Below are 24,783 nucleotides of genomic sequence, written 5' to 3'. Positions count from 1 at the left end.
TTTCCCACCCGGCCCAACATGATTATTGATAGGCGTGCGGCATATCCGTATCAAGCTTCAGGTAACGATCCCGGAGCATGGTCTTGCGGGAGACACGCGGATATTCCACGCCCCTGACAAAGATATGCTCGGGGTTGGAGGTAACCTCCAGCGGGTCGCCGTCCCAGACCACCACATCAGCGTCCATACCCTTTTCCAGGGTGCCGTAGCTGTCATCAATACCGAAGATCTTTGCCGGATTGACGGTAATGGCCCTGAGCCCACCTTCATAGCTGAGCCCGTGCGCCACCGCGAGACCGGCCCACTGGTTGATCAGATAGGCGCGATGTGTTTCGCCGAGACCGGAAATGGCAAAGGTCACCCCGGCTTTCTCGAGCCGTGCCGCATTGCTCAGGGTCGAACCGATGCTGGTGAACTGATAGGGCAGATCCGACTGGGCGTCGATCACCACAGGGATATCCGCAGCCGCCAGTTCTTTTGCGACTTTCCAGGCTTCCGGCACATCCAGCAGGATCAGGTCCAGGTCATATTCCTCTTTCAGGGCAATGGCCTGACGGATATCCGCGGCCCGTTCCAGCACCAGGGCGAGCTTGCGTTCCCCGCGAACCACCGGAATCAGCGCGTCCATATCCTCGAGGGTCAGCAGGAAGCCGCTGCGGCCCTCTCCTTCCATCACATCGGAGCGGTCCCTGGCATAGGCCTTCACCTGATCGAGGATGATGCGCATCCTGTTCCAGGCCACCCCTTCATTGCCGCCGTCATCAAGATGGGCAAACAACGGCCCCTTTGTCATATTCGGCAGTGACGCCAGACTGACAATCGCCCCGCTGCCGGAAAACAGATGACCTGAGCCGCTGGGCGCGCTTACCGCCCGGGTCAGGCCCTCGACCCGGTTGTTGGCGATTTCCATGGATTCCGGATTATAGCCGTAGCGCACATCAAAGGCAGCCGAAAAAGGCGCTTCCCTGGCGCTGTGGTTGTTGGAATCGTCGGTTAGGGAAATTTCCGTCAGGCCGAGCTGTGAATGACTGTTCATAAAGCCCGGCACAACCACTTTGCCAGCAGCATCCACCATGCGGGCATCAGACGGTATTTTAACATCGCTGCCCACTTGTTTGATCTTGCCGTTTTCAATCAGCACGGTGCCGTTCTCGATGACACCGGACTTGCCCATTGTCATGACCTTGCCACCGGTGATGGCGACGGTTTCCGCCCCGGCCACAAAAGGCAGCAGGGAAAGACTGACCGCCACGGCGGTTGATTTCAGAAGCTTTCTCATTGGTGATCTCCCTTCGCGTTATGGCCGACTTCAAAGTCGCTCTGCGGGCTTAAGGCCTCATTGCCGCGCTCATACATCAGCGCGCCGTCGATATAGACCTGTTCCGCCAAAGAGTACGTAGAGAAAGGATCGCCGGACCAGAGCACCACATCGGCCATCTTGCCGGCCTCAAGCGTACCGGTCTTGTCGGCAATACCAAGCGCTTCGGCAGGCTTCTTGGTCAGCCATTCAAAGGCCTCCGCCTTGCTGAAATTGATACCGACCTTCTTGCCGTCGGCCCAGGCCTTGGCCATTTCCTGGTTCAGGCGCTGGATTTCAATGTCGGAATCCGAATGAACAATAGCGCAGGCTCCGGCTTTGGCGACCATCGGGATATTCTCGTTGATCCGGTCGTAGGCTTCGAGCTTGAAACCGCCCCAGTCCGCCCACATGGCGGAACAGACGCCCTCCCTGGCCAGCACGTCGGCAATCTTGTAGCTTTCCACCGCATGATGGAAGGTGGAGATTTTATAGCCGAATTCATGGGCCATATTGATCATATTGACCATTTCATCAGCCCGGTAGCAATGGTTGTGGATCAGGATTTCTCCCTCCAGCACGCCCATCAGCGTATCCAGTTCCAGGTCCTGGGTCGGGGCCGCGGGATCCTCGCCGGCCTCATAGTCGGCATAATATTTATCCCATTTTGCCTTATAATCTCGGGCCTTGATCCAGGCCTTGCGGTAGCCGGCCATATTGGCCATGCGGGTGGAGGGGCCGCCCTTCTTGCCATAGACCCGCTTGGGGTTTTCGCCGCAGGCCATTTTCAGGCCGTAAGGGGCACCGGGAAACTTCATACCCTCCATGGTCCGGCTGGGCACGTTTTTCATGGTGATACCGCGGCCGCCAATCAGGTTGGCGGAGCCGGGCAGGATCTGCAGCGTGGTGATACCGCCGGCCAGGGCCCGGGCAAAAGCGGAATCCTGGGGCCAGACCGAATGTTCCGCCCATACGTCGGCGGTCACCGGGTTTGTCGCCTCGTTACCGTCGGCTGTGGATTTATGATCCGGGGCCGGATAGACGCCCAGATGGCTGTGCACGTCGATGATGCCGGGGGTCACCCATTTGCCGCTGCCGTCGACGACTTTCGCCCCCTCGGGGATGGCGACATCTGCGCCCACGACGACGATCCTGCCGCCGTCCATAATGACAATACCGTTTTCAATCATATTGCCGTTGCCGTCCAGAACCGTTGCGCCGGTGATAGCGGTCAGTTGGCTGGGAAAGGGTGTATAGGTACTCGGGTACGGGTCCTTGTTCAGATGGACAAGGGGTGCCCGGTCTTTCTTCTTCTCACCGTTTTCCTCTGCGGCATGGGAAATGGCCCCTGTCATGGTAAAACAGGCAACCCCCAGCCAGGCAACGGCCTTGCTAAATTTCTGCATTGAATATCCCCGTAGGTTTGAGTTCACTCTTTCTACTTTTTGGAGGCGCCTCGTGCGCCCTGGGGAAGAGCCTAACAAATTATACAATCCGGGGGAATAGGTAATCGGGGAAAAGGGAAACGAAGCTAAAGACCCGATTAATAATAACTCAAAACAGCTCAATATTTCCCTTTTCTTCCATAGACTTCACCGATCTTCATTCTGATTTCTACTGTATTTATAAAACTTTAACTATTTATAAGTAAATTCTTTTATTCGGTAGTTCTAATTATTTAGCAAATAACGATCCAGGCAAGACCCTGATCAATCAGAATATAAGGAGGTTACGTTGAAGCGTTTCACCAAAATGGCGGGCTCAGCCCTGCTCATCACCACCTGCCTGTCATCAACCAGCCTGGCTCAGACCAGGGATGAACTTCAGGCCGAAGTCAGCACCCTCAAGGACCGCGTCGCTGCGCTTGAGGAACTTGTCAGTAAAATAACCGGCGCCACCGCCCAGGGAACTGCTGCAGCAAAACAGGAGCTTCCCCCCAAGACGGTGACTTTCGCCTCTTCCGATCCGGCGCCAACCCTGAAATCCGCGGATGGCGAATTATCCTTTAATGTTCGCGGGCGGGTCTTCCTTGACTGGAGCACCGGCAGCGACGAAAATAATAGCTTTGATTTTTCCGGCACCAAACTACGGGCAGCCTGGTTCGGTGTGGACGGCAATGCCACGGACAATATCAAATATAAATTTGAAGCCGACTTCGGGGGCAACAGTGTCAGCGTCAAGGATGCCTACCTGCAGTTCAAGTTGAGTGACTGGTCAGTTACCGTCGGCCAGAGCAAGGTTCCCAATTCACTGGAATGGAATACGGCCATCAGCCAGACCAGTCTGATGGAACGCGGGGCCTTTAAAAGCGCCTTCGACTTCGGTCGCGCCATGGGTATCAAAGCCGGCACGAGTGGTGACGGCTGGAGCTTTACGACAGGTATTTTCCAGGGCACCAACAAATTCACCTCCAACACTGATGAGGGCTGGATCGCCGCCGCCCGCGCCACATATGGCAACAAATCCGACAGTGGAACCTGGATGCTGGGTGTTTCCGGTCGTCTGAGAGATATGAATGACGACAGTATCAGTTACAAAGCCAAGGCCATCACCAACCAGTCCGGCACCCTGACCAGTGCCAGTGGCACCAACAAGGATTCCCTTGTCGCTGCCGAAGCTGCCTTCTCCTATGGCTCCTTCTTCGGCGCGGCGGAATATGCCTTCCTGAGCGCCAGTGATGCCGGCTTGATGGGGGAAAATGCCAGCTTCTCCGGCGGTTATGCGGAAGTGGGATATGTGCTCACCGGTGAAAGCCGCCCCATCGACCTCAAGAAAGGAACCTGGGGGCGCCCGAAAGTGGCAGATCCGTTCGGTAAAAACGGCGGCGCCGGCCTTTGGATGCTGACCGTGCGCTATGACACCCTGGACCTGACGGACAGCGGTATCTATGGCGGCAAACAGGAAAGTTATATCGCCAGCCTGAGCTGGTACATGACCCGTTATGTCCGTGCCCTGCTGGATTATGGCCATAGTGAAGTATCCGACCTGGCCGCCAATGGGACCAATTCGGCAGATGTCGTCGGACTCCGCCTGAATGTGGACTGGTAAGTCCGTCTGAAGATTTTATACGGGGGGCCAGGACTGAAGTTCCTGGTCCCCTCCTCCCATTCCAATTCAAAGGTCAAAGGAAGCCTGAAATGAACATAAAACAGATTTTGAACTTTATTCCCTGTGTATTGATTATTGCCTTCACCGGCATGACTGCCAACGCCCAGGAAGACGCCGCCCGGGCTCATGTGCAGGAAGAAGCCATGTCCTGGATCAACAACGATATGCTGATTTCCGGCATCAAGGCCCAGAATGCACAGAATGCGTCTATTGGCCAGGCCAACATTGACGCCAAAGACAAGGAATGGCGCGCCGAGGTAAAAAACGGTGGCGGCGCCATGACGTCGGCGGTTCTGGCCAACGGAGTCTCCGGCTACCTCAAGGGCATCCGCGACAATTCCCAGGGGCTCTATACAGAAATCTTTGCCATGGACAACAAGGGCCTGAATGTGGGCCAGAGCGATCTGACGTCCGATTACTGGCAGGGTGACGAAGCCAAATGGCAGAAAACCTTCCAGGCCGGTGCAGGCGCCATCCATGTGAGCGATGTTGAATTTGATGAGTCCTCACAGACCTATCAGATACAAGTCAGTGTAGCGATCTCCGATCCGGCCTCCGGCGAAGTGGTCGGCGCCATTACCATCGGCATTAACGCGGAAATGCTCTGAGCAGACAAAACAACATATAGTATCTTAAGGGATAATCATGACGGAACTTACCAACCTTCAACAAAGGTCCAGCGCAGTCCTCAATTTGCTGACGGCTATGCCGGTCGGGCGAAAGATCCTGTCCATAGTAACAATAGGTATTGTTGCCCTCTGCGGCTTTTTCGCGATTTCCCAGTCAGGCCGCCTGAGCGCCGAGCTGAGTGACCAGTCACACGCAGATTCGACTGTCATCACCCAGCTTATTGCCTCCCAGCTGCCGCTGGCGATCCGCTTTAACAAACCGGAAAATATCCAGAGGGTCTATATGCCCCTGACCGAGGAGGAGAATACCACCCTGGCCTCCTTTGCCGCGGTCAACAGCAACGGCGAACTGATCGATGAATATAACGCCAAAGACCTCATGAGCTATACCCTGAAAGATATCCTGAAGGGTAAAATTCTTGAGCTGGCCCAGGGAGATACCAGCATTTCCGAGACAACGGATCATACCGTCATTGCCGCCCCGGTTTTCGACAGCAAGGGCAGCAAAACCGGCACCATCGCCATCGCCTGGAGCAACCACCTGATCAATGACGCGATCAGTCGGTCCCAGGTCAGCCAGTTCATCTACAGCGTCCTTGCAGTCATTATCATGGCCGGGACACTGATGGTATTAATCAGCAAGGTCCTGACCCGGCCGCTTGTCCGGCTGACATCCTCCATGGGGGAACTGGCCAGCGGCAACAATGATGTGGAGATCGAAGGCCTGCGCCGCCGGGACGATATCGGCGATATGACCCGCGCCGTCCAGGTGTTCAAGGACAATGCCATCCAAATGGTCCGGATGCAGGAAGATTCCCGCCGTCGTCAGCAGGAAGAGGAAGAACAGGCCCGGCGCCTTGAACAGGAAAAACGCGAGCGGGCGGAAGAAGCCGCCCGGCAGGAAGCAGACGCCAAGGAGCAGGCCGCCCGTGAACGGACAGAGATGCTGCGCAAGCTGGCGGACAGTTTCGAAGCCCGGGTCATGAGCGTGCTCGGCAATGTCACCAGGTCGGTGGCAAAAATGAACGAGACCGCCAAAAACCTCTCCCGCGCCTCGACCGATACCTCCTCCGAAGCAGGGATGGCGGCAAATGCCTCCCGCCAGGCCGGGGAAAATGTGCAGACCGTCGCCGGAGCTGCCGAGGAAATGGCCGCCTCCATTGCCGAGGTCAGCCGCCAGGTCAACCAGGCCGCCACCATTTCCCGGGAAGCGGTGAATGAAGCCCGCCAGGCTGGCGAACAGGTTCAGGAACTGTCGGACGCCACCATCAAGATTGACCAGGTGGTGACCCTGATCAACGATATTGCCGAACAGACCAATCTTCTGGCCCTGAACGCCACCATCGAGGCGGCCCGGGCCGGTGACGCCGGCCGCGGCTTTGCCGTGGTCGCCAATGAAGTAAAAACCCTGGCCAACCAGACCGCCCAGGCGACCAGCGACATCGCCGCCCAGGTGGCCAACGTCCAGAACGCCACCCAGTCGGCGGTGACCTCTGTCAACCATATTGCCGGCACCATCAACAACATCAGCGATATTTCCGCCTCCATTGCCAATGCGGTGCATGAACAGACCGCCGCCACCCAGGAAATCAGCCGCAACTCCCTGGCCGCCGCCAACGGCACCCAGGAAGTGGGCCAGAATGTCACCAACGTCAGCAATGTGGCCCAGGAAACCAACCAGATCGCCGACCAGATCCTGGTCGCCTCCGAGGACCTTGAAAAACAGGCCACGGGCCTGGGCACGGAAGTCGCCGACTTCCTGCGGGAGATCCGCAGCAATTAATTCTAATCCCTCTGTCAAACTGTATCCGGCCGCCCTGAAATCCTCAGGGCGGCCGTTTTTTATGGGGGGATTTTTTTAAGCGTTTGGGAGAGCGTTACAGATCATAAAATCCGGGGAATTGGAGAATGGGAATGTATTTCATTATACGTTCACTCAAACAAATGAGAACAAAAAGAATACTTTTCATGTACAAAAAGAGTTTCATCAATTCTTGGAATTGTTGTACAATTATCACTACAACTTGAAAAGTAACCGGAGATCACAATGCCAAAGAAACGTAAAATTGTTAATGCACGTGCGGATAGCGATGGTGACATCACACATGTTTTATTTGAAGGTAACCAGCGATTCACGCCAGTAGAGCAGGCTATCCCTATTGCGGAAAGAGGTGAGATTGAAAATACTCACGTTGTCAGACCTTCAAATGCAAAAACACACTTGCGCACAAATCCAGACGGCCGGACATCCAATAACTTAGATGATATGGCGGGAGATAAGTGATCTAGTTTACTTCTTTCTTTTTTTGGGCGGTATTCTTTCCTGTTTTGGTCGCGAAAGATCAGACCGGATAGGAAAACTTGAATCTTTGTAACTCAGAACTCTCGTGTTAATTGGCTTAAGTCCAATTATAGCAGCTAGCTCTGAAGGCAAAACAATTTTAGTTTTCAGTTCTGAAAGCGGCTTCTTTTTTATTTCCCGTTTAATGGAGTTGCCCAGTTTAAAATCTATGTTCAGGAAACAATCCATCTCATATAATTCTGCAGTGTGTATGTGGTGCGCGTCCAAGCTGTATTTCTGCCCAATCAGATTAACGATTGACCGAAATGGTTCATCATTTTTAGTGTTGATGTATTGCAACTGTTCCTCTCGGGCATTTCCAGAATATATTTTCACGCCATCCAAATTTTCTGGCCTTGTTCGCCCAAATAAATTCAAGTCATAGCAATAATATCCTAAAAATCGCCCTACAGGTTGACGAAATTTTTCTGCTTCTATTTCTGAATATGTACATAGCTTCAGCAACCCTTTTTCAGCGAGAAGGGCTATTCCGGGTAAATATCTGATCTCCTTATAAATGCGACTTTCATTATCAGGGGAGTGAACAGGTATACGGGCGGTATAGCCTGTTTGAATAGGATGAACGCCCCCCCAAAGCTTAGTTCCGGTGTCAATCCAAGTTGTCTCGTGACTTATTCCCTTTCCCCAGACATTCGTATCAACAAGTAATTTTAACGGTCCATTCTTCTCAAGAAACTTTTGGGCATTTTTAATACTTCTATTGAGTAGATATTCTCCATACCATCGGAGAAAATAGATGCGCCAAGTTTGGAAGTAATTTTGAATAAAACGTTTTATTTTCATCAAAAATCTCTTGAAATTCCATAAAATCGCCATACATATGTGCATAATAATACTGAGTTGTGAGTTTAGCCTGATGGGTCTGATAGACTGGGACTGGCAGGAGAATTGTTTCGCAGCCCTAACTTTCGCAGGAATACTATCAATCTTGCATAGCTCTATTAGAGCAGAAAGGAAGGTGAATATGAAACAAAATAGAAACAAAAAATCCCAAAGACGAGAAAAATTCAAAACTGGATTAATTGCAACTATTTGGGCCGCAGGCACATCAATTCTAGCTAGCACCCTATCAGGCTAAACTCATTACCTCTCCCAACAAAAAAGGCGCCGATTGGCGCCTTTCGCATGTCTGCTCTGTGGAAATCCCTAGCGGACCGGGGTCGCGCTGATCCGGCCCCTGTTGGCCCGGCGGTCACGGCGCGGCTGCTGGACCTGATAGGCCTCGGCGCAATGCTCGGTGCAATAGGGAAAACCCGGCCGTGACGGCTTGCCGCAGAAATGAAAGTCGGGCTCGCCCGGATGGCCGATCGGCCATTTGCACATGCGTTCGGTCAGCTCCAGCAGGCTGACCTTGCCGCCGGCCGCTTTTTTCTTCACCGCAGCCGGTTGTTTCTCCGCCGCCTTCTTCGGTTTCTTGGCCGGGTCCGCCTTCACCGGTGACGGCCGGGACGCGAGGCCCATGCGGTGGGCCTTGCCAATCACGGCATTGCGGGTCACGCCTTCGCCAAGTTCCTTGGCGATCTGGCTGGCGCTCAGGCCCTTGTCCCAGAGCTCTCTTAGTTTCTCTACCCGTTCGTCTGTCCAGGCCATTGTGTCTGTATCCTCAAATCACGAATTCTCAAACGCGCACTATAACGCCTAAAGAGGAAGATTGTCTAATGCCGTGATGAAAAAAGTCAAGACAGGATTACTTGCGACCGGCTTCTTTCTGCTGTAAAAGGTCCCTTCGCGATAAATGGAAGTGTGATGTCACAGGAACAATTGCCGCTTTTTGGTGAAAAGAAAATCAGCCGCATCAACTGGATCGGGGTGCGGACCCTGTACTGGAAAGAAGTCTGGCGCTTTTACAAGGTGCTGGGCCAGACCGTGCTGGCGCCGGTGGTGACCACCTTCCTGTTCATGACCATTTTCACCCTGGCGCTGGGCGGATCAAGCCGGGTGTCCGGCGATATCCCCTATCAGCTTTTCCTCGCGCCCGGCCTGATCATCATGGCGGCGCTGCAGAATGCCTATGCCAACCCGTCGTCCTCGATCATGTCGGCCAAGATGCAGGGCAATATCGTCGATGTGCTTCTGGCCCCCTTAAGCCCCGCTGAAATGACCTTTGCCTATGTGATGGGCGGGGTTACCCGCGGCCTGCTGGTGGCGACCATGCTGACCCTCAGCATGTTCCTGTTTGTCGACCTGCCGTTCAGTCACATCTGGGCGATCCTCTATTTCGGCGTCGGCACCACCATGCTGCTGAGCCTGCTCGGCGTCATTGCCGGTATCTGGGCGCAGAAGTTCGAACAATCCACCGCCATTAATAATTTCATTATTGTGCCCATGTCGTTCCTGTCCGGCACCTTCTATTCCATCGACCGGCTGCCCGGCATCTGGCATACCCTGAGCCAGTTCAATCCGTTCTTCTATATGATTGACGGCTTCCGCTACGGCATGATCGGCCGGTCCGACGGCGATCCCGTGATCGGCGTGCTTTTTATTGCCGCCCTCAACGTGATCCTGTGGACGGTTTGCTATAGAATGATCAAAACCGGCTATCGGCTCCGACCATAGAACAAGCCTGAAGTTATTTATCAAGTACGCGTTAACTCATTCGATGTGTAAAATTATCCCGCTGTCATATTCTTTTTATTGACAGGCCCTAAGGTTCCGGGGATATTTCGCCTCTTTCGGGCCGTCCCCCCGACGTAAAAGGGACAGGATTTAGCAACTTGTAGAGAGCCAGTCATGAAAAACAGTGAAAGCGATAATACGGACCAGACTTTTGTTCCTCCCGTGCTGCCCACATACGCCCGGGCCGATGTCGCTTTTGTCCGAGGAGAAGGCGTCTATGCCTTTGACAAAGACGACAACCGTTACCTCGATTTCGGCAGCGGAATCGGCGTCAACAACCTCGGCTATTGCCACCCTGCCCTGGTCAAGGCCCTGACCGACCAGGCCGGCAAGATCTGGCATACCTCCAACCTGTACCGGATCGAGGGACAGGAACGTCTGGCCGAACGGCTGACGAAGGAATGTTTCGCCGACAGCATGTTTTTCACCAATTCCGGGGCGGAAGCCATGGAATGCGCCATCAAGATGGCCCGCAAATACCATAATGACAACGGCAATCCCGATCGTTACCGGGTGATCACCTTCGAGGGCTGTTTCCACGGCCGGACCCTGGCCACCATCGCCGCGGCGGGATCAGAGAAACTGATCAAGGGCTTCGGCCCGATGATGGAAGGTTTCGACCATGTACCTTTCTACAAAGACATGAGCGAAGTGGAAGAAGCCATTACCGAAGAAACAGCGGCCATCCTGATCGAGCCGGTGCAGGGCGAAGGCGGCATCCGTCCGGTGTCCACCGAAAACCTGGAAATCCTGCGCAAGCTTTGCGACAAGCACGGCATCCTGCTGATGTTTGACGAGGTCCAGTGCGGCATGGGCCGGGTCGGCAAACTGTTCGCCCACCAGGACAGCACCATCACCCCGGATATCCTCGCCACGGCCAAGGGCATCGGCGGCGGCTTCCCCATGGGCGCCTGCATGGCCACCGACAAGGTTGCACAGTGCATGAAGGCCGGCACCCACGGCTCGACCTATGGCGGCAACCCGCTGGCCATGGCGGTCGGCAATGCGGTGCTGGATGTGGTCCTGTCGGACGGATTTCTCGACCATGTCAACCAGATGTCTTACGAGCTGCGCAAGGCGCTGGTCAAGCTCGGCTCCAGCTACCCGGAAGTAATTGACCGGGTCCGGGGCAAGGGCCTGATGCTCGGCCTCAAGCTGAAAACCCCGGTTCCGGAATTTGTCGGCGAAGCGCTGAAAAACCGGCTGATGCTGGTCGGCGCCGGCGACAACACCGTGCGCCTCCTGCCGCCGCTGATTGTGACCGCGGAAGAGATCGACGAAGGCGTCTCCCTTCTGGATAAAACCTGTAATAACATCAAGAAGGCCCTGGAGGCCAGCAAAGCCGACAGCGACACAGGTGACTAAAATGACTGCTTTTAAACTCGAAGCGCCGCAGAAACATTTTCTCGACCTTGCCTCCCTGAGCAAGGCAGAGGCCCGGGAAATCATTGAAAAAGCCAAACAGCTGAAGGCGGCCACAAAGGGCCACGGCAAAGGCTTTATTCATCCGGAGCGGCCGCTGGCAGATAAAAGCCTGGCCATGATCTTCGAGAAGCCGTCGACCCGGACCCGGGTTTCCTTTGAAATGGCGATCCATCAGCTCGGCGGCAGCGCCGTCATCCTGCAGGGCGGCGACATGCAGCTTGGCCGCGGCGAAACCGTGTCTGATACAGCACAGGTGCTGTCCGGTTTTGTCGATGCCATCATGCTGCGTGCCAATACCCACGAGGCGCTGCTGGAAATGGCGGAATTTGCCCGGGTGCCGGTAATCAACGCGCTGACCAACTTCTCCCATCCCTGTCAGGTGATGGCGGATATCCTGACCTTCGAGGAAGAGGTCGGCTCGATCAAAGGCAAGAAAATCGCCTGGTCCGGTGACGGCAACAATGTGGCCGTGTCCTGGATTCATGCGGCCGTGCTGTTCGATTGTGAACTGGCCCTGGCCTGCCCGAAAGAATTCATGCCGCCAAGCCAGGTGCTGGACTGGGCCAAAGCCAACGGCGGCAAGGTCAGCCTGACTCACGAGCCGGAAGAAGCCACACGTGACGCCCATTGCGTGATTACCGATACCTGGGTGTCCATGGGCGATGACGACGCCGACCAGCGACTGGAAATTCTGGCCCCTTACCAGGTCAACAGGCAGCTGATGCGCGCGGCTGACGAGGATGCTGTTTTCATGCACTGCCTGCCGGCACACCGGGGCGAGGAAGTCACCGACGAAGTCATCGACGGTCCCCAGTCCGTGATCTGGGAAGAGGCGGAAAACCGCCTTCATGCCCAGAAAAGCATCCTGATGTGGTGCTTTGGTAAATAAGCGGACAAACTGAATGACGATTCCCGATGCCGTACTTACCGACGCCTGCCTGCCCTTCAGCCTGGAGGGACGGGATATCCGCGGCCGCATCGTCCGTCTCGACGAAACTATCAACAAGGTACTGAACACCCACAAGCTGCCTGAGGAAATATCCCGAGAACTGGGGGAAATCATGGTGCTGGCCGCCCTGCTCGGCAGCATGCTGAAATATGAAGGCATCCTGACCGTCCAGATCCGCGGCGACCGGGGTGTCAATTTCATTGTTGCCGACTTTGCCACGGCCGGTGAAGGCAGCGGCGTGATACGGGGCTATGCCCAGTATGATCCGGAAAAATGGAAAGCACCGGAGGAGCCCTCCCTCGCCACCCTGATGGGTGACAAGGGGCATATGCTGATTACCATCGACCAGGGCAAGTTCATGGACCGCTACCAGGGCATTGTGGCGCTGGAGGGGGAAACACTGAGCGAAGCCGCCGTGGAATATTTCCATAATTCGGAGCAGCTTCCCTCCCGGGTGCGTATTGTCTGCACCCGCGACGGGAATGGCAGATGGAAGGGCGCCGCCATCATGCTCCAGCATCTGGCCCGCAATACCGACCTGGAACGCCTCCGCAACCGGGACGGCAGCCCCGAGGCGGAAGACTGGCAGAATGCCTGTGTGCTGATGGACAGCGTGACCGACAAGGAACTTCTGGACACCAGCCTGCCGCTGCAGGATCTTCTGTTCCGGCTGTTCCATGAAGGCGGGGTGCGGGTGTTTGATCCGGTACAGATGGCCAACGGCTGTCGCTGTTCGGAAGACAAGCTGCGCCAGGTGCTAAGCAATTTCAGCCCGGACGACCTGCAACATATGGCCGAAGACGGTGTCATCACCATGACCTGCGAATTCTGCAAGACTGATCATGTATTCGAGCTGAAAAAGCTGTTTAACTGAGCCCTATTTATCCAGCCACTGAGTAAATTCATCTGACGTAGGGCGCTCCACCTGGGGCGGCTGTTTTTTTGGATAACCGAGATACATGAAACCGGTCAGTCTGGTGCCTTCGTCAAATCCCAGAAGTTCACGCATCCGGTCGCCATAGGTGAATGCCCCGGTTCGCCAGATACAGGCCAGGCCAAGTTCCTCGGCCGCCAGCAGAATATTCTGGCAGGACACCGTGGCCGACGCCACATCTTCCTCGACGATGGCGCGGGGATCGTCGGACTTTGCTGCCGCCACCACGATGATCACCGGCGCCCGCAGGGCTTTTTTCTCGATCACCGGAATTTTGGCCTGCACGGCCGGGGCCTCCGGATCGGCCTGGTTTTCCACAAAACATTGCGCCATATATTTGCCCAGCCGGTTGCGGGCTTCGCCGGTCAGGACCTGAAAGCGCCACGGGCTGGTATTATAATGCACCGGGGTGCAGACGGCGGCATCGAGAAGTTTCTCGATCAGTTCGCGGGGAACTTCCCGTTGCTCGATCATGCCGTTGCTTCTTCTTTTTTTGATCGCGTCAATGACTGACATTCATTACTCCGATTTTTTCTTTATTCGGGTGATCTAGGTACTGACCACCGCCCTGAGTTTCTGTAAAAAGTCATCACAGGCGGCAAGTTCACCGGGTTCGATAAATTCATCCGGCCTGTGTGCCTGTATGATACTGCCGGGCCCGCAGATAACCGTCGGAATTCCACCGGTCGCCTGAAAATGCCCGGCCTCGGTGCCATAAGACACCTTGCCCGTCTCGTTGCTGTTGGCCAGAGCCAGCACCAGCGTTTCCGCCGACGACCCGGTTTCCGGCAGAAGCGCCGGCACCCGGGAGGTATAGTTGGTCACAACCCGTTCCGTCCCCTCTTTGCCCGGTCCCATTTCCGGCAGCAGTTCCTTGCGCACAAACTCTTCAAGCCTGTGAAGGATTTCCTCAGGATCCGTGCCCGGCACGGTGCGGAATTCCCATTCAAACTGGCAGTGGGCGGGGGTGATATTGGGGGCGGCGCCGCCGGATATGGTGCCCACTTCCAGCGTCGTATAGGGGGGATCGAATCCTTCCACTTCCGGCGCCCGTCCTTTGAGTTCCCGGCGCAGATCATCGAGAAAACCGATCATGCGGCTGGCATAATAGATGGCGTTCACCCCGCGGTCGGTGCTGGCGTGGGCTTCCTCGCCCCGTACTTTTGTGATCAGGGTGCTGAGCCCCTTGTGGCTGTTGACCACTTTCATATTGGTCGGTTCGCCAACAATACAGGCGCGCGGCTTGACCGGCATGTCCCGGACATATTCAATCATGCTCATACAGCCGGTACAGCCTATTTCCTCGTCATAGGAAAAGGCCAGATGGATCGGCTCTTTCAGGTTCGACTTCGCAAAGGCCGGTACCGCCGCCAGCACACAGGCGATAAAACCCTTCATGTCGGACGTCCCGCGGCCATAAAACTTTCCGTCCCGTTCGGTCACAACAAAGGGATCACTTGCCCACTCCTGGCCATCCACCGGCACTACATCCGTATGACCGGACAGGATGATGCCAGGCACCTCCGCCGGACCGATTGTGGCCCAGAGATTGGCCTTGTTCCGTTCGTCATTAAAAAACAGGTGACTTTCGATCCCCTCACCTGCCAGATAGTTCCGGATAAAATCGATCAGCGCCATATTGCTTTTCCAGCTTGTGGTGTCAAAGGCGACAAGCTTTTCCAGCATTTGTGAGGAAGTGATGGAGGTCATTATATTGTTCTGTCCGTGGCGGAATTTATTTCGGTCGCCTGCGCGAAATTTGATGATATATTATTCATAATCAATAACCTCACAAGAATAAAGGGCATATCGTGTCATTCAATCCACTGAAACGCCGTCATTACGGGTCCACCAAAGCCGTTGTCAGTGAGCTGTTCCGCCAGGCCGGCGGCATTTCCAGCGTCATGGAAATTTTATCACTGGGCCGGACCAGAACCTACGACTTTACCGACCCCAACAAGGAAGTGGAAATTTCCTTCGCCCGGGTGGAAACCCTGACCCGCGAAACCGATGCCACCATCGCCGCCGAACATCTGGCCCATATGGCCGGCGGGGTATTCCTGCCCATCGATACGCTGGAGGAAGAGGTGGACTGGCATGACATCGCCGGCCGGGCGAGCCAGAAGAATGCCGACAACATCCGTGGCATCCTGGAAAGCCTGAGCCCCAACAGCAAGAGCCCCGGACGCATCTGCGCCGACGAGGCCCGTGACCTGATCAAACGGGTAGATAATCATTTTTCTCTTCTTGCCCTGCAGCGTCAGGCCCTGATCTCCATCATCGAGGAAGAAGACCTGAAGCAGGAACAGGAATCCGGCTAGGCCCGCCAGAAGGTCGGAATAAACAGCACCATCACCGCAAACAGTTCCAGCCTGCCCAGCAACATACCGAAGGTCAGGAACCATTTGGCCGCATCGGGCAGGGCCTGGAACGTGCCGGACGGCCCGATGATCGGGCCCAGCGCCGGGCCCACATTGGCCATGGCTGTGCCCGCCCCTGATACTGAGGTGACGAAATCCAGCCCGGTCAGGGACAGCCCGACCGCCAGCACCAGGAAACTGGCGATGAACAGGAACAGATAGCTGATCACCGACCCCGCCACATCCTCGGTGATCGGCTGGCCGTTATACCGGGGAATAAAGACACCGCTGGGACGCAGCACTTGCTTCAGCTGTGAAGACAGCATGGAGCAAAGCACCTGAAAGCGGAAAATCTTGATCCCGCAGGAGGTCGACCCGGCACAACCACCAATAAACATAATGAAAAAGAACAACAGCACCGCCAGCGATCCCCAGGCCGTATAGTCGGTGGTGGCAAATCCGGTCCCGGTGACGATAGACACCACATTGAAGCTCGCGAAGCGCAGTGCTCCGGAAAAATCATATTGTCCGCCCAGCCACAGCCAGACGGTCACGAAACTGACCAGAACGGCAAGCAGGGCCACGAACCAGCGCACCTGGCTGTCCTGCCACAGGATCCAGGACTGACCGCGCACCAGTTTCAGGTACAGGATGAAGGGCATGCTGCCGACAATCATGAACAGGACCACGATATAATCAATCAGGCTGCTGTCAAAATGACCGACCGACCCGTCCGAGGTGGAAAAACCGCCGGTGGCGATGGTGGTAAAGGCATGACAGGTCGCCTCGAACGGGGTCATGCCTGCAGCCCACAGGGCGACACCGCAGATCATGGTCAGTGCCACATAAAGAATGGAAATGGCAAACCCCAGTTGCGCCGCCCGCGGCAAGACCTTTTCCGAGGTATCAAAGGCGCCAACCCGGAACAGCTGCATACCCCCGATCTGCAGCAGCGGCAGAATGATCACCGCCATGATAATAATGCCCACGCCGCCGAACCACTGCAGCAGGCCGCGCCACAGGAGAATCCCCGGCGGCGCCCCGTCCAGGCCGGTAATGACCGTGGAACCTGTTGTCGACAGGCCGGACATGGCCTCGAAAAAAGCGTCCGTGTAGCTTAAGGATAGTTCGGAATAAACAAACGGCAGGGCGCCGAAGGTCGGGATAATCACCCAGATGCTGACGGTCAGCAGAAAGGCCTGCTGCACGGTCAGTTCCTCGTGCCGGGCAAAATTGGTAGCATAAAGGATGGAGCCTACAAAGATCACAATGCCGGAGGTGACGGCAAAAACCTGCCAGTCGGGATTACCCACATAGGCATCCACCAGAGCCGGGAACAGCATCCCTATCCCCAAAATCAACAAAAACAGCCCGTTTATCTGTAAAATGGGCCTGTAGTCGATCAAACTGTTTTCTCCCCTGCCCCGGGTCAGCCCCGATAGGGCTCGAAATTACCGACCACGGATAGAAATTCCTTGCGGGTTTTTTCATCCTTGCGGAAGGATCCGACCATTCGGCTTGTTACCATGGACACACCATGTTTGTGCACGCCCCGTGTAGTCATGCACTGATGCGTCGCCTGTATTATAACGCCAACGCCGTAAGGTTCCAAGACATCCTGAATACAGTCAGCAATCTGGGCGGTCATTTTCTCCTGCACCTGCAGACGCTTGGCATAGGTTTCCACCACCCGCGCCAGTTTGCTGATACCGACAACCTTGTTTTTGGGCAGATACCCGACGTGGGCTTTACCGATAATCGCCGCCATATGGTGCTCGCAATGGGATTCGAAGGGAATATCCCTCAGCACCACCATTTCGTCATAGCCAGCCACTTCCTCGAAGGTGCGGGACAGGATCTCGTGGGGATCCGCATCATAACCGCCAAAGAACTCCTCATAGGCCTTGACCACACGCTTCGGCGTATCCATAAGGCCCTCCCGGGTCGGATCATCACCGGCCCAGCGAAGCAATGTCCTGATCGCTTCTTCGGCTTCCTTGCGGCTTGGCCTGTCGGTATTCTTGTTTTTATCTGAGCTCACAATCTTCTCCCGATTAGTCTTGTCTTCCATATACCCTGCACTATACGGAACTAAAGGTTCTCCGGATGCCTAGTTGATCATCTGTATGTCAAACGGGCTGTCCAGGGAAAAGGCAGGTATGTTTACATCGAAATAACTACCGTCGCTTTTTCTCATCTCGAATGTACCAACCATAAAACCGGACGGCGTGGCCAGCGGAGCACCACTGGTATATTCAAAGGCGTCACCGGGTTCGATCACCGGCTGCTCGCCGACGACACCCTCGCCATGCACTTCCTGTGTTCGCCCCATGGAATCGGTAATCTTCCAGTGACGGCGTTCCAGTTGAACGGAATCATCGCCATGATTTTCAATCTGGATCTGATAGCCCCACATATAGCGACCTTCTTCCGGTTCGGACTCATCCTCCAGAAAAAACGGGATGACAGACACGCTGATCATGTCCGTCACCGCTACATAGGTATTGTCAGACTCTTCCATATCTATCCTGTTATACCGGCCTTTTCAGCCGCCTGCTGCAGGTCCTCGATTAGATCTTCGGGATGTTCCAGGCCGACAGAAAGGCGCAGCATGCCTTCGGTGATGCCAAGTTGCAGACGGGCCTCTTCCGCCACACTGGCATGGGTGGTACTGGCCGGATGTGTCATCAGACTTTTGGCATCGCCGATGTTGTTGGAAATATCAATGATCTCCAGACTATTGAGAAACTTGAAGGCCTGTTCCCGGCCGCCCGGCACCTGAACCGCAAGAATGGTGCCGCCCCGGGTCATCTGCTTCATGGCCAGGTCATGCTGGGAAAAACTCTTCAGACCGGGGTATTTGATCCAGTCAAAGCCGCTGATATCGGCAAGAGCTCCGGCAACCCGTTCCGCATTATCACACATCTTGCTGACCCGCAGATCCAGGGTTTCCAGTCCCTTCAGCATCACCCAGGCATTGAACGGGCTGATGTTCGGGCCGGTGTTACGGATGAAAGGCAGGATATGCTCGTCCAGGATTTTCTCTGACGTCAGGATACAGCCGCCGAGAACGCGTCCCTGGCCGTCGATATGTTTGGTGGCGCTGTAAGCGACGATATCGGCGCCGTAAGTTATGGGTTTCTGCAATACCGGCGTGGCAAAGACATTGTCGACCACCACCAGGGCGCCATTTTCATGGGCCAGATCACAGACAAACTGCAGATCAACCACATCCAAAGTCGGATTGGCCGGGGTTTCCAGGAAGAAGGCAACCGTATTGGGACGTACCGCAGCCTTCCAGGCCTCGTTATCGGTACCGTCAACCAGGGTACTTTCCACCCCGAAACGGGGCAACAGAGTTTCCACCACATAGCGGCAGGAGCCAAACAGGGCCCGGCTGGACACCACATGATCACCAGCCTTGACAATGCTGAGCATGGCCGCCGTGATCGCTGCCATTCCGGTGGCGGTCGAACGGGCCACTTCGGCCCCTTCGATCAGGGCCATGCGGTCCTCGAACATCGCAGCGGTGGGATTGCGCAGGCGGCTGTAGGTATAGCCCTCCTGGTCACCGGCAAAACGGGCCGCGGCATCCTCGGCACAGTCATACGCGTAACCGGACGTCATGAACATGGCCTCGCTGGTTTCTCCCAGCTCGCTGCGCCATGTGCCGCCGCGGACCAGCTGTGTTTCCAGCCGCCAGCGGGACGTTTTGTCCTTGTCCTGTCCGGTATGTCGTTTCATTTTACGTTCCCAAAATACTGTTGGATATAGTGAATGAGACTTGGTATCGGCTAAAGGGCCCTCCGTCAAGAAAAGCCTGCGCAAAATACCGGATAATCTGACCTATCCGCTGCAGGAAGCCCCCCCCAGAACGCAGAATTTCGCACAATGGGGATGGTTCAGCGAGACTGTTTTCCCCATATCCTTCAGACTCTGTCCCATATCAAAACGGCGATCATAGGGCAAAAGGGTGCAGGGCATAATTGACAGCCCCGCCTCTCCTCTGTGTTTGACAATCATGCGGGAGTTCGAGCACATCATGGCATCAGGGGAAACGCCCAGAATATCCCAGCAGGCGGTTGTGATCTCCGGCACCTCCGCCTTGTCGTCCATTTCCGGAAATAAAACCAGTTGGACCGGGTCAAAGGCATCGAGACCGAGGGACAGGTCGTCAAACAGGGTCTGATAGCCCCGACGCAGATCTTCTTCACCATCCGCAGCAAAGGTTCGCCCGGCGATGCTGATGTGAAAACCGTTTTGCGCCAGCCAGGTCAGGCCCTCGATCATCGGCGCCCAGCTTTGCCCTCCCCGTTCGGTTTCATGGGTTTCCAGACAATAATGATCAACGGATACCCTGAGTTTCAGCGTTGCGCCATATTGCTTCCGTAAATCCAGAAGCCCTGACTTCTTATGGTGCAACGGTTTCATGGCGTTGGTCAGGACCAGCACCTCGAACCCACCCGCCAGACAATCCTCAAGAATACCGATGATGTCGGGATTCATGAAGGGTTCCCCGCCGGTCAGGCCGATTTCCCGAACCGGCAGGCCTTCCCGTCTGATCTCCGCAAGATAATTTGCCACTTCGGCCCGGCTGATATAGGCCAACCGGTCATTGGTCGGGGAAGACTCAATATAACAATTGCGGCATTCCAGATTACACAGACTGCCGGTATTGAACCAGAGCGTTTCCAGTTCGACAAGATCAACCCGCGCACGTTCGTCGCCCGCCGCTGTCCGGTGCGGGTCCCGGAATTTTAACCCTGCTACTACGTCCATTACATACTCCATCTCTTCATCCCCCGGAGTATATCAGGACATTGAACTATTAAACCATCAACTTCCCGTGAATTCAGAACAGGCCAGAAAAGAGTAAAACAGTCTTTCCAGACTAAAGTTTTTCGCTGGATTTATTATCGGGGATCAATTATAGGAAAGTCATCATTCAAGGCCATGCCATGTTAAATATGTCGAGTAATACTGGAAGAAACAGATGTGCCGCCCCGACTTTCAGGGGCACGGCAACTTTTCTGATTCTGGCCTCCCTGTTCTTTAACATCCTCAGCACAGTTGCCGCCGCCCGAAGCTGGTCTTCGGTGCACGAGACCCTGGATGAACTCCAGTCATCGGATCGGATTGTCTATGTGCTTTGTACCCCCAACGGGGTCAAGAAAATCGCCTTTGACGAAAACGGCAACCCCGTCGAGGAAGACAGCTCCGGAACTGACAATCTCTGCCTCTTCTGCCTGCCATTCCATAAAATTGACGCGGCCCTGCTGACCTCGGCCGAACTGGTCCAGCTTCTGATCGTGTCCCGGGACCACACGCCGGTTGCCCTGCAGGATCAGTTGCTTCTTCCCTATCCCTACAGCAAAAAGGCTTCGCCCCGCGCGCCTCCGCTTTTCTCCTGATTTTTACCTGCATCCGGCAGACCGTCCGATCGCTCTCCGAAAGTGATCTGTTTCGTCTGCTGAACAAAAAATTAAATCAAGAGATCAATTAAAATGTACACCATCAAAAATATTTCCCGGCGGGTTTCTGTCTGCCATCTGACAACTGCCCTGGTTTCCACAATGGTTCTGATGCCTCTTCAGGCACAGGCCCAGACCACGGTTGTGACCCCGAACACAGATATGGAGGAAATCCTGGTCGAAGGCCAGGTCAGCGTCAATCCGGCCCTGTCCAGCGCCATTCCGAAGAATTCCAGCGCCCTGCCTGCCGCCGATGGCGGCGATTTCCTGCGTTCTCTGCCCGGCGTCGACGGTAGCCGCATGGGCGGCCACGGCATTGACCCGGTCATCCGCGGCCAGGCCCGCACCCAGCTCAACATCATCAACAACGGGGTTTTCACCTATAACGGTTGCCCCAACCGCATGGATCCGCCAAGCAGTTACAGCGACATCCAGACCACGGATCTGGTCATCGTCCAGCGTGGCTACCAGTCCGTGCAATACGGCCCCGGCGGGACCGGCGGCACGGTGATCTTTGAGCACCAGGCCCCGACCTTTGAAGAAGGCCAGACCCTGAAAGCCGCCGCCAGCGCAGGTTATGAAAGCAACGGCGATATTTTCTCCCTGTCCGGTGATGGATCGGCAAAGGTCGGCGCGGGTTACGTGCGGACCAACGGTCATTTCAAGGACGCCGGCAACTATGAAGACGGCAGCGGCAAGGAAGTGCGCAGTTCATTCAAACAATATGGCGGCTCTGTCGAAGCCGGCCTGAAGGACGAGGATACCGAAGCCAGTGTCGGCATGTCTTACGAGCGTATCGAGGATGCCCTGTTCGCCGGCGCCGGCATGGACAGCCCACAGTCTGAAAATATCAGCCTGCGCGGCAGCTTTGACCAGGATCTTTCCGACACCGCTCTGATCCGGGCCGTGCATGTGAATGCCTACTGGTCCGACGTGGATCATGTGATGGACAATTTCTCGCTTCGTGATCGCATGATGATGTTCCGCGAGGCCGATACCTCCACCACCTCATACGGCGGAAAATTTGTCGCCGACCTCGAAGCTGGCGAGACAAAATTCAATGTGGGTGTGGACCTGCAGAACCGGAACATGGATGGTGTGCGGATCGGCAACGATATGAACCCGGATATGCTCAATTTCGTTCAGGCTGTGCTGATCCCGGATGTGGATGTGAACCAGATCGGTTTCTTCATCGAAGGCACCACACCGGTGGCGGAGAAAGTCACCCTGAAGGCGGGCCTGCGCTATGACCATGTCTCCACCAGCCATAATGCGGCGGATCAGGTGACCACCATGGGCATGCTGCGGTCTCCCAACGCGCTGTACCAGAAATATTACGGTGTCACGGCCAAGGACAAGACCGAGGATAATGTCAGCGGCCTGCTGCGTCTGGAATATAACCTCAGCGCTTCCTCCACCGCCTATTTCGGCGTCAGCCGCAGTATACGCACCGCCGACATTACCGAACGCTCCATCGCCAGCGATATGGGTAACGTTCCGATGATGAACATGAGCTGGATCGGCAACCCCAACCTGGCGCCGGAAAAACATTACCAGATCGACGCCGGTTACGGCCTGCGCCGGGACGACTGGTCCCTGTTGCTGTCCGCCTATTATGACGAGGTCGACGACTATATCTTCCGCGATCACGCCCGCGGACAGGACGGCATTCTGGTCAGCGACGGCGCCCTCATCTACCGTAACATCGACGCCCGCCTGTGGGGCATCGAGGCGGAAGGCAGCCTGAAACTGGCAGACAAGCTGACCCTGGCGGCCGATGCGGCCTATACCAGCGGCCAGAACAAGGACCTGGATATTCCCCTGCCGCAGATTCCGCCGTTTTCAGGCAAGCTCAGCCTGACATATGAAGAGCAGGACTGGGAACTTGGCGGCCGGATGCGCTGGGCCGTGACCCAGACCCGTGTCGATGACAATGCCATGACCGGCAGCGGCCGCGACGTTCAGGAAACCCCGGGCTGGGCGGTCTTTGATCTGTTCGGTCGCTATGACCTGACCAAGGGCATCACGGTACGGGCCGGTGTGTCCAACATTCTGGACAAGACCTATGCCAATCACCTGAACCGGGAAAATACCAATGACGGTACCGAAATCCAGGTCAATGAACCCGGCCGGTCCTTCTATATCAGACTGCAGGCCACTCTCTGATTTTTAATCACAACGGCCAACCTTAAAAAGCAGTCAGGCAGAGGCGCGCCCCTTCCCATTCCGGGAGGGGGCGCGTCGGTTTTTGCAAGTGAGTGCAGGGAGTTGTTGAAACACCCCTGAAAAGAGGGTAGAAGATTCCGGACTGGTGACGCGGGTGTAGTTCAATGGTAGAACGAAAGCTTCCCAAGCTTTAGACGAGGGTTCGATTCCCTTCACCCGCTCCAGAAATTTTCCGCACTGATAAGCGACAGGAAATCAGGCTAGATCAGCTTTAACAGGAATCTAAATAAATTGACATACCTGCGCCATCTTCTCGGATCCTGCAGCAGCCGGTAGAGCCACTCCAGTTGCAGCTTGACAAAGACCTTAGGTGCGCGCCGCTTTATCCCCGAGAAAACATCAAAACTTCCCCCGACACAAAGATATAGTGCCGGATGGATCTCCTGCAAGCTTTTTGCCAGTTTCTCCTGGGCCGGCTGCCCCATGGCAATCACAACCACATCAGGTTTCAACCGTCCAATATTGTCCCTAAGTTTCCCCATTTCTTCCGGCGAGGAAAAATAACCGTTTCTGAAGCCAGCCGCTTCGATGGAAGGAATTTCCCCGGTCAGCCTGGCAACCGTTTTAGTGATCACCTCATCCGTCGCCCCGACCAGATAGACCTTGCAGCCGGGCAATTTCCTCAGTACCGCCAGCCATAATTCCACCCCGGGGATTTTTTTTGCCTGTCGTATCCCTTTTTTCCGGAGCGCCCAGACGGCTCCTACTCCATCAGCATAGCCTATGTTCTCATTAATGATCTTCCGAAAGTCATCATCTTTAGACAAAATAGCCTCAGCATTGACCGAAACTGCGATCCCCTTGCTTGCAACACAAAAATCTGCGCAGGACTCCAGGTCGGTAAAGGGATAGATATTGACCCCGTCAAAATTTACTGGTTCAATTTTCATGGGTACGTTCATTGATTTTCTCTGCTGGCACCCCTGCAACAACTGCGAACGGAGCAACATTTCTGGAAACGACGGCGCCAGCTGCCACGACGGCACCATCACCGATCCGGACACCGGGAAGAATGATCGCATTCCGCCCGATCCAGACGTCATTACCGATTACAGGGAAAAGGTCCCATTCCTCACCCTGCTGGATGATCGGGATATCGGGTGACTTGTAATGATGTTTTGAACATAAAATTGCGACATTAGGTGCGATGAGAACGTCATTACCTATTCGGGCCCCTTGAATAAAAACATTCTCATTAATCTGACAATTCTTCCCTATGGACACATTCTTACCGTCAGAAATATAGACCGAATTCTCAAATCGCGCCAACGGAGTTATTTCTGGAATGATTTTTAGAATCTTCTTTAGGTACCATAACCGGATGGAATTGCTCCATTTAAGATATCTTGAATGGGGCAAATTATTTATAATTACGTAGTAAACAACTAAAAAAAATTTTCCCAACA

General features: G+C 55.1%; 24 protein-coding genes and 1 tRNA gene. 12 read left to right on the top strand and 13 right to left on the bottom strand.

The window, feature by feature from the left end:
- Nucleotides 1-22 precede the first annotated feature (22 nt).
- Together ACORNT_RS09095 and ACORNT_RS09090 are read right to left on the bottom strand one after the other, a co-directional pair.
- Nucleotides 23-1,279, bottom strand: a complete 1,257-nt coding sequence (locus ACORNT_RS09095; protein ID WP_321389439.1) for an amidohydrolase family protein — start codon at nt 1,277-1,279, stop codon at nt 23-25.
- Nucleotides 1,276-2,703 (bottom strand): amidohydrolase, encoded by a 1,428-nt coding sequence (locus tag ACORNT_RS09090; protein WP_321389436.1) that lies wholly within the window; start codon nt 2,701-2,703, stop codon nt 1,276-1,278. Before ACORNT_RS09090 ends, ACORNT_RS09095 begins: the two co-directional genes overlap by 4 nt.
- A 328-nt stretch (nt 2,704-3,031) precedes the next feature.
- On the opposite strand from ACORNT_RS09090, the gene ACORNT_RS09085 reads away from it, so the two are divergent.
- From ACORNT_RS09085 to ACORNT_RS09070, 4 genes are all read left to right on the top strand, one after another.
- Nucleotides 3,032-4,345: an OprO/OprP family phosphate-selective porin gene (locus ACORNT_RS09085; protein ID WP_321389433.1), complete on the top strand. Its 1,314-nt coding sequence runs from the start codon at nt 3,032-3,034 to the stop codon at nt 4,343-4,345.
- Nucleotides 4,346-4,434: 89 nt separating this feature from the next.
- Entirely contained in the window at nt 4,435-5,013 is a 579-nt protein-coding gene (locus ACORNT_RS09080; protein WP_321389430.1) for a hypothetical protein, read from the top strand.
- Nucleotides 5,014-5,050: 37 nt separating this feature from the next.
- Complete coding sequence (locus ACORNT_RS09075) at nt 5,051-6,817, top strand: methyl-accepting chemotaxis protein (RefSeq protein ID WP_321389427.1); 1,767 nt, start codon at nt 5,051-5,053, stop codon at nt 6,815-6,817.
- A 264-nt stretch (nt 6,818-7,081) separates the two neighbouring features.
- Nucleotides 7,082-7,318: a DUF3892 domain-containing protein gene (locus ACORNT_RS09070; protein WP_321389424.1), complete on the top strand. Its 237-nt coding sequence runs from the start codon at nt 7,082-7,084 to the stop codon at nt 7,316-7,318.
- 6 nt (nt 7,319-7,324) lie between these two features.
- Here the strand turns inward: ACORNT_RS09070 and ACORNT_RS09065 are convergent, their stop codons facing one another.
- Entirely contained in the window at nt 7,325-8,179 is an 855-nt protein-coding gene (locus ACORNT_RS09065; protein WP_321389421.1) for a hypothetical protein, read from the bottom strand.
- 363 nt (nt 8,180-8,542) lie between these two features.
- Nucleotides 8,543-8,986: a GcrA family cell cycle regulator gene (locus ACORNT_RS09060; protein ID WP_321389418.1), complete on the bottom strand. Its 444-nt coding sequence runs from the start codon at nt 8,984-8,986 to the stop codon at nt 8,543-8,545.
- Between the two features lie 156 nt (nt 8,987-9,142).
- Here ACORNT_RS09060 and ACORNT_RS09055 point away from each other — a divergent pair, with 156 nt between their 5' ends.
- The 4 genes from ACORNT_RS09055 to ACORNT_RS09040 all read left to right on the top strand — a co-directional run bounded on the left by ACORNT_RS09055 (nt 9,143) and on the right by ACORNT_RS09040 (nt 13,260).
- The gene (locus tag ACORNT_RS09055) at nt 9,143-9,952 is read left to right on the top strand and encodes an ABC transporter permease (RefSeq protein WP_321389415.1); all 810 of its coding nucleotides are present in this window, start codon (nt 9,143-9,145) and stop codon (nt 9,950-9,952) included.
- Nucleotides 9,953-10,126: 174 nt separating this feature from the next.
- Nucleotides 10,127-11,377 (top strand): aspartate aminotransferase family protein, encoded by a 1,251-nt coding sequence (locus ACORNT_RS09050; RefSeq protein ID WP_321389413.1) that lies wholly within the window; start codon nt 10,127-10,129, stop codon nt 11,375-11,377.
- A gap of 1 nt (nt 11,378) precedes the next feature.
- Nucleotides 11,379-12,326, top strand: a complete 948-nt coding sequence (gene argF, locus ACORNT_RS09045) for an ornithine carbamoyltransferase (RefSeq protein WP_321389410.1) — start codon at nt 11,379-11,381, stop codon at nt 12,324-12,326.
- 13 nt (nt 12,327-12,339) lie between these two features.
- Nucleotides 12,340-13,260: an Hsp33 family molecular chaperone HslO gene (locus ACORNT_RS09040; RefSeq protein ID WP_321389408.1), complete on the top strand. Its 921-nt coding sequence runs from the start codon at nt 12,340-12,342 to the stop codon at nt 13,258-13,260.
- A gap of 3 nt (nt 13,261-13,263) precedes the next feature.
- Here the strand turns inward: ACORNT_RS09040 and ACORNT_RS09035 are convergent, their stop codons facing one another.
- Together ACORNT_RS09035 and argE are read right to left on the bottom strand one after the other, a co-directional pair.
- The gene (locus ACORNT_RS09035; protein ID WP_321389405.1) at nt 13,264-13,836 is read right to left on the bottom strand and encodes a nitroreductase; all 573 of its coding nucleotides are present in this window, start codon (nt 13,834-13,836) and stop codon (nt 13,264-13,266) included.
- A gap of 33 nt (nt 13,837-13,869) precedes the next feature.
- Nucleotides 13,870-15,030: an acetylornithine deacetylase gene (gene argE, locus ACORNT_RS09030; RefSeq protein ID WP_321389400.1), complete on the bottom strand. Its 1,161-nt coding sequence runs from the start codon at nt 15,028-15,030 to the stop codon at nt 13,870-13,872.
- A gap of 101 nt (nt 15,031-15,131) precedes the next feature.
- On the opposite strand from argE, the gene ACORNT_RS09025 reads away from it, so the two are divergent.
- Complete coding sequence (locus ACORNT_RS09025; protein ID WP_321389398.1) at nt 15,132-15,641, top strand: hypothetical protein; 510 nt, start codon at nt 15,132-15,134, stop codon at nt 15,639-15,641.
- Here the strand turns inward: ACORNT_RS09025 and ACORNT_RS09020 are convergent.
- From ACORNT_RS09020 to ACORNT_RS09000, 5 genes are all read right to left on the bottom strand, one after another.
- Complete coding sequence (locus ACORNT_RS09020; protein ID WP_321389395.1) at nt 15,638-17,023, bottom strand: TrkH family potassium uptake protein; 1,386 nt, start codon at nt 17,021-17,023, stop codon at nt 15,638-15,640. The genes ACORNT_RS09025 and ACORNT_RS09020 overlap by 4 nt on opposite strands.
- 86 nt (nt 17,024-17,109) lie before the next feature.
- Nucleotides 17,110-17,751, bottom strand: a complete 642-nt coding sequence (gene folE / locus ACORNT_RS09015; protein ID WP_420717490.1) for a GTP cyclohydrolase I FolE — start codon at nt 17,749-17,751, stop codon at nt 17,110-17,112.
- Between the two features lie 39 nt (nt 17,752-17,790).
- A complete protein-coding gene (gene apaG / locus ACORNT_RS09010; protein ID WP_321389390.1) occupies nt 17,791-18,201 on the bottom strand; it encodes a Co2+/Mg2+ efflux protein ApaG in 411 nt (136 codons plus the stop codon).
- 2 nt (nt 18,202-18,203) lie between these two features.
- Entirely contained in the window at nt 18,204-19,424 is a 1,221-nt protein-coding gene (gene metZ, locus ACORNT_RS09005; RefSeq protein WP_321389388.1) for an O-succinylhomoserine sulfhydrylase, read from the bottom strand.
- A gap of 102 nt (nt 19,425-19,526) precedes the next feature.
- Nucleotides 19,527-20,459, bottom strand: coding sequence for a radical SAM protein (locus ACORNT_RS09000; protein ID WP_321389386.1), 933 nt, complete (start codon nt 20,457-20,459; stop codon nt 19,527-19,529).
- A 188-nt stretch (nt 20,460-20,647) separates the two neighbouring features.
- Between ACORNT_RS09000 and ACORNT_RS08995 the strand changes: the two genes are divergently transcribed.
- From ACORNT_RS08995 to ACORNT_RS08985, 3 genes are all read left to right on the top strand, one after another.
- Complete coding sequence (locus tag ACORNT_RS08995) at nt 20,648-21,091, top strand: DUF2946 family protein (RefSeq protein WP_321389383.1); 444 nt, start codon at nt 20,648-20,650, stop codon at nt 21,089-21,091.
- A 93-nt stretch (nt 21,092-21,184) separates the two neighbouring features.
- The gene (locus tag ACORNT_RS08990; RefSeq protein WP_321389381.1) at nt 21,185-23,317 is read left to right on the top strand and encodes a TonB-dependent copper receptor; all 2,133 of its coding nucleotides are present in this window, start codon (nt 21,185-21,187) and stop codon (nt 23,315-23,317) included.
- Nucleotides 23,318-23,467: 150 nt separating this feature from the next.
- Nucleotides 23,468-23,541 (top strand) — tRNA-Gly (locus ACORNT_RS08985).
- Between the two features lie 36 nt (nt 23,542-23,577).
- On the opposite strand, the gene ACORNT_RS08980 is transcribed toward ACORNT_RS08985, so the two are convergent.
- On the bottom strand, nt 23,578-24,366 hold the full coding sequence (locus ACORNT_RS08980; protein WP_321389378.1) for a WecB/TagA/CpsF family glycosyltransferase: 789 nt from the start codon (nt 24,364-24,366) through the stop codon (nt 23,578-23,580).
- Nucleotides 24,257-24,781: an acyltransferase gene (locus ACORNT_RS08975; RefSeq protein ID WP_420717560.1), complete on the bottom strand. Its 525-nt coding sequence runs from the start codon at nt 24,779-24,781 to the stop codon at nt 24,257-24,259. The genes ACORNT_RS08980 and ACORNT_RS08975 overlap by 110 nt, the downstream gene beginning before the upstream one ends.
- Nucleotides 24,782-24,783 lie beyond the last annotated feature (2 nt).

It is taken from the genome of Emcibacter sp., from assembly GCF_963675455.1.
Taxonomy (GTDB): Bacteria; Pseudomonadota; Alphaproteobacteria; order Sphingomonadales; family Emcibacteraceae; genus Emcibacter.
The sequence above is the reverse complement of the archived record's forward strand: the minus strand, read 5'-3'. Positions and strand labels throughout refer to the sequence as shown.

Coding starts and splice junctions, on each gene's coding strand:
- folE (WP_420717490.1), bottom strand. CDS start 17,751: ATGGAAGACAAGACTAATCGGGAGAAGATTGTGAGCTCAGATAAAAAC.
- ACORNT_RS08995 (WP_321389383.1), top strand. CDS start 20,648: ATGTCGAGTAATACTGGAAGAAACAGATGTGCCGCCCCGACTTTCAGG.
- ACORNT_RS09090 (WP_321389436.1), bottom strand. CDS start 2,703: ATGCAGAAATTTAGCAAGGCCGTTGCCTGGCTGGGGGTTGCCTGTTTT.
- ACORNT_RS09095 (WP_321389439.1), bottom strand. CDS start 1,279: ATGAGAAAGCTTCTGAAATCAACCGCCGTGGCGGTCAGTCTTTCCCTG.
- ACORNT_RS09080 (WP_321389430.1), top strand. CDS start 4,435: ATGAACATAAAACAGATTTTGAACTTTATTCCCTGTGTATTGATTATT.
- ACORNT_RS09055 (WP_321389415.1), top strand. CDS start 9,143: ATGTCACAGGAACAATTGCCGCTTTTTGGTGAAAAGAAAATCAGCCGC.
- argF (WP_321389410.1), top strand. CDS start 11,379: ATGACTGCTTTTAAACTCGAAGCGCCGCAGAAACATTTTCTCGACCTT.
- ACORNT_RS09020 (WP_321389395.1), bottom strand. CDS start 17,023: ATGCTGTTCCCGGCTCTGGTGGATGCCTATGTGGGTAATCCCGACTGG.
- apaG (WP_321389390.1), bottom strand. CDS start 18,201: ATGGAAGAGTCTGACAATACCTATGTAGCGGTGACGGACATGATCAGC.
- ACORNT_RS09000 (WP_321389386.1), bottom strand. CDS start 20,459: ATGGACGTAGTAGCAGGGTTAAAATTCCGGGACCCGCACCGGACAGCG.
- metZ (WP_321389388.1), bottom strand. CDS start 19,424: ATGAAACGACATACCGGACAGGACAAGGACAAAACGTCCCGCTGGCGG.
- ACORNT_RS09070 (WP_321389424.1), top strand. CDS start 7,082: ATGCCAAAGAAACGTAAAATTGTTAATGCACGTGCGGATAGCGATGGT.
- ACORNT_RS09050 (WP_321389413.1), top strand. CDS start 10,127: ATGAAAAACAGTGAAAGCGATAATACGGACCAGACTTTTGTTCCTCCC.
- ACORNT_RS09075 (WP_321389427.1), top strand. CDS start 5,051: ATGACGGAACTTACCAACCTTCAACAAAGGTCCAGCGCAGTCCTCAAT.
- ACORNT_RS08990 (WP_321389381.1), top strand. CDS start 21,185: ATGTACACCATCAAAAATATTTCCCGGCGGGTTTCTGTCTGCCATCTG.
- ACORNT_RS09065 (WP_321389421.1), bottom strand. CDS start 8,179: ATGAAAATAAAACGTTTTATTCAAAATTACTTCCAAACTTGGCGCATC.
- ACORNT_RS09035 (WP_321389405.1), bottom strand. CDS start 13,836: ATGTCAGTCATTGACGCGATCAAAAAAAGAAGAAGCAACGGCATGATC.
- ACORNT_RS09040 (WP_321389408.1), top strand. CDS start 12,340: ATGACGATTCCCGATGCCGTACTTACCGACGCCTGCCTGCCCTTCAGC.
- ACORNT_RS09060 (WP_321389418.1), bottom strand. CDS start 8,986: ATGGCCTGGACAGACGAACGGGTAGAGAAACTAAGAGAGCTCTGGGAC.
- ACORNT_RS08980 (WP_321389378.1), bottom strand. CDS start 24,366: ATGGTGCCGTCGTGGCAGCTGGCGCCGTCGTTTCCAGAAATGTTGCTC.
- argE (WP_321389400.1), bottom strand. CDS start 15,030: ATGACCTCCATCACTTCCTCACAAATGCTGGAAAAGCTTGTCGCCTTT.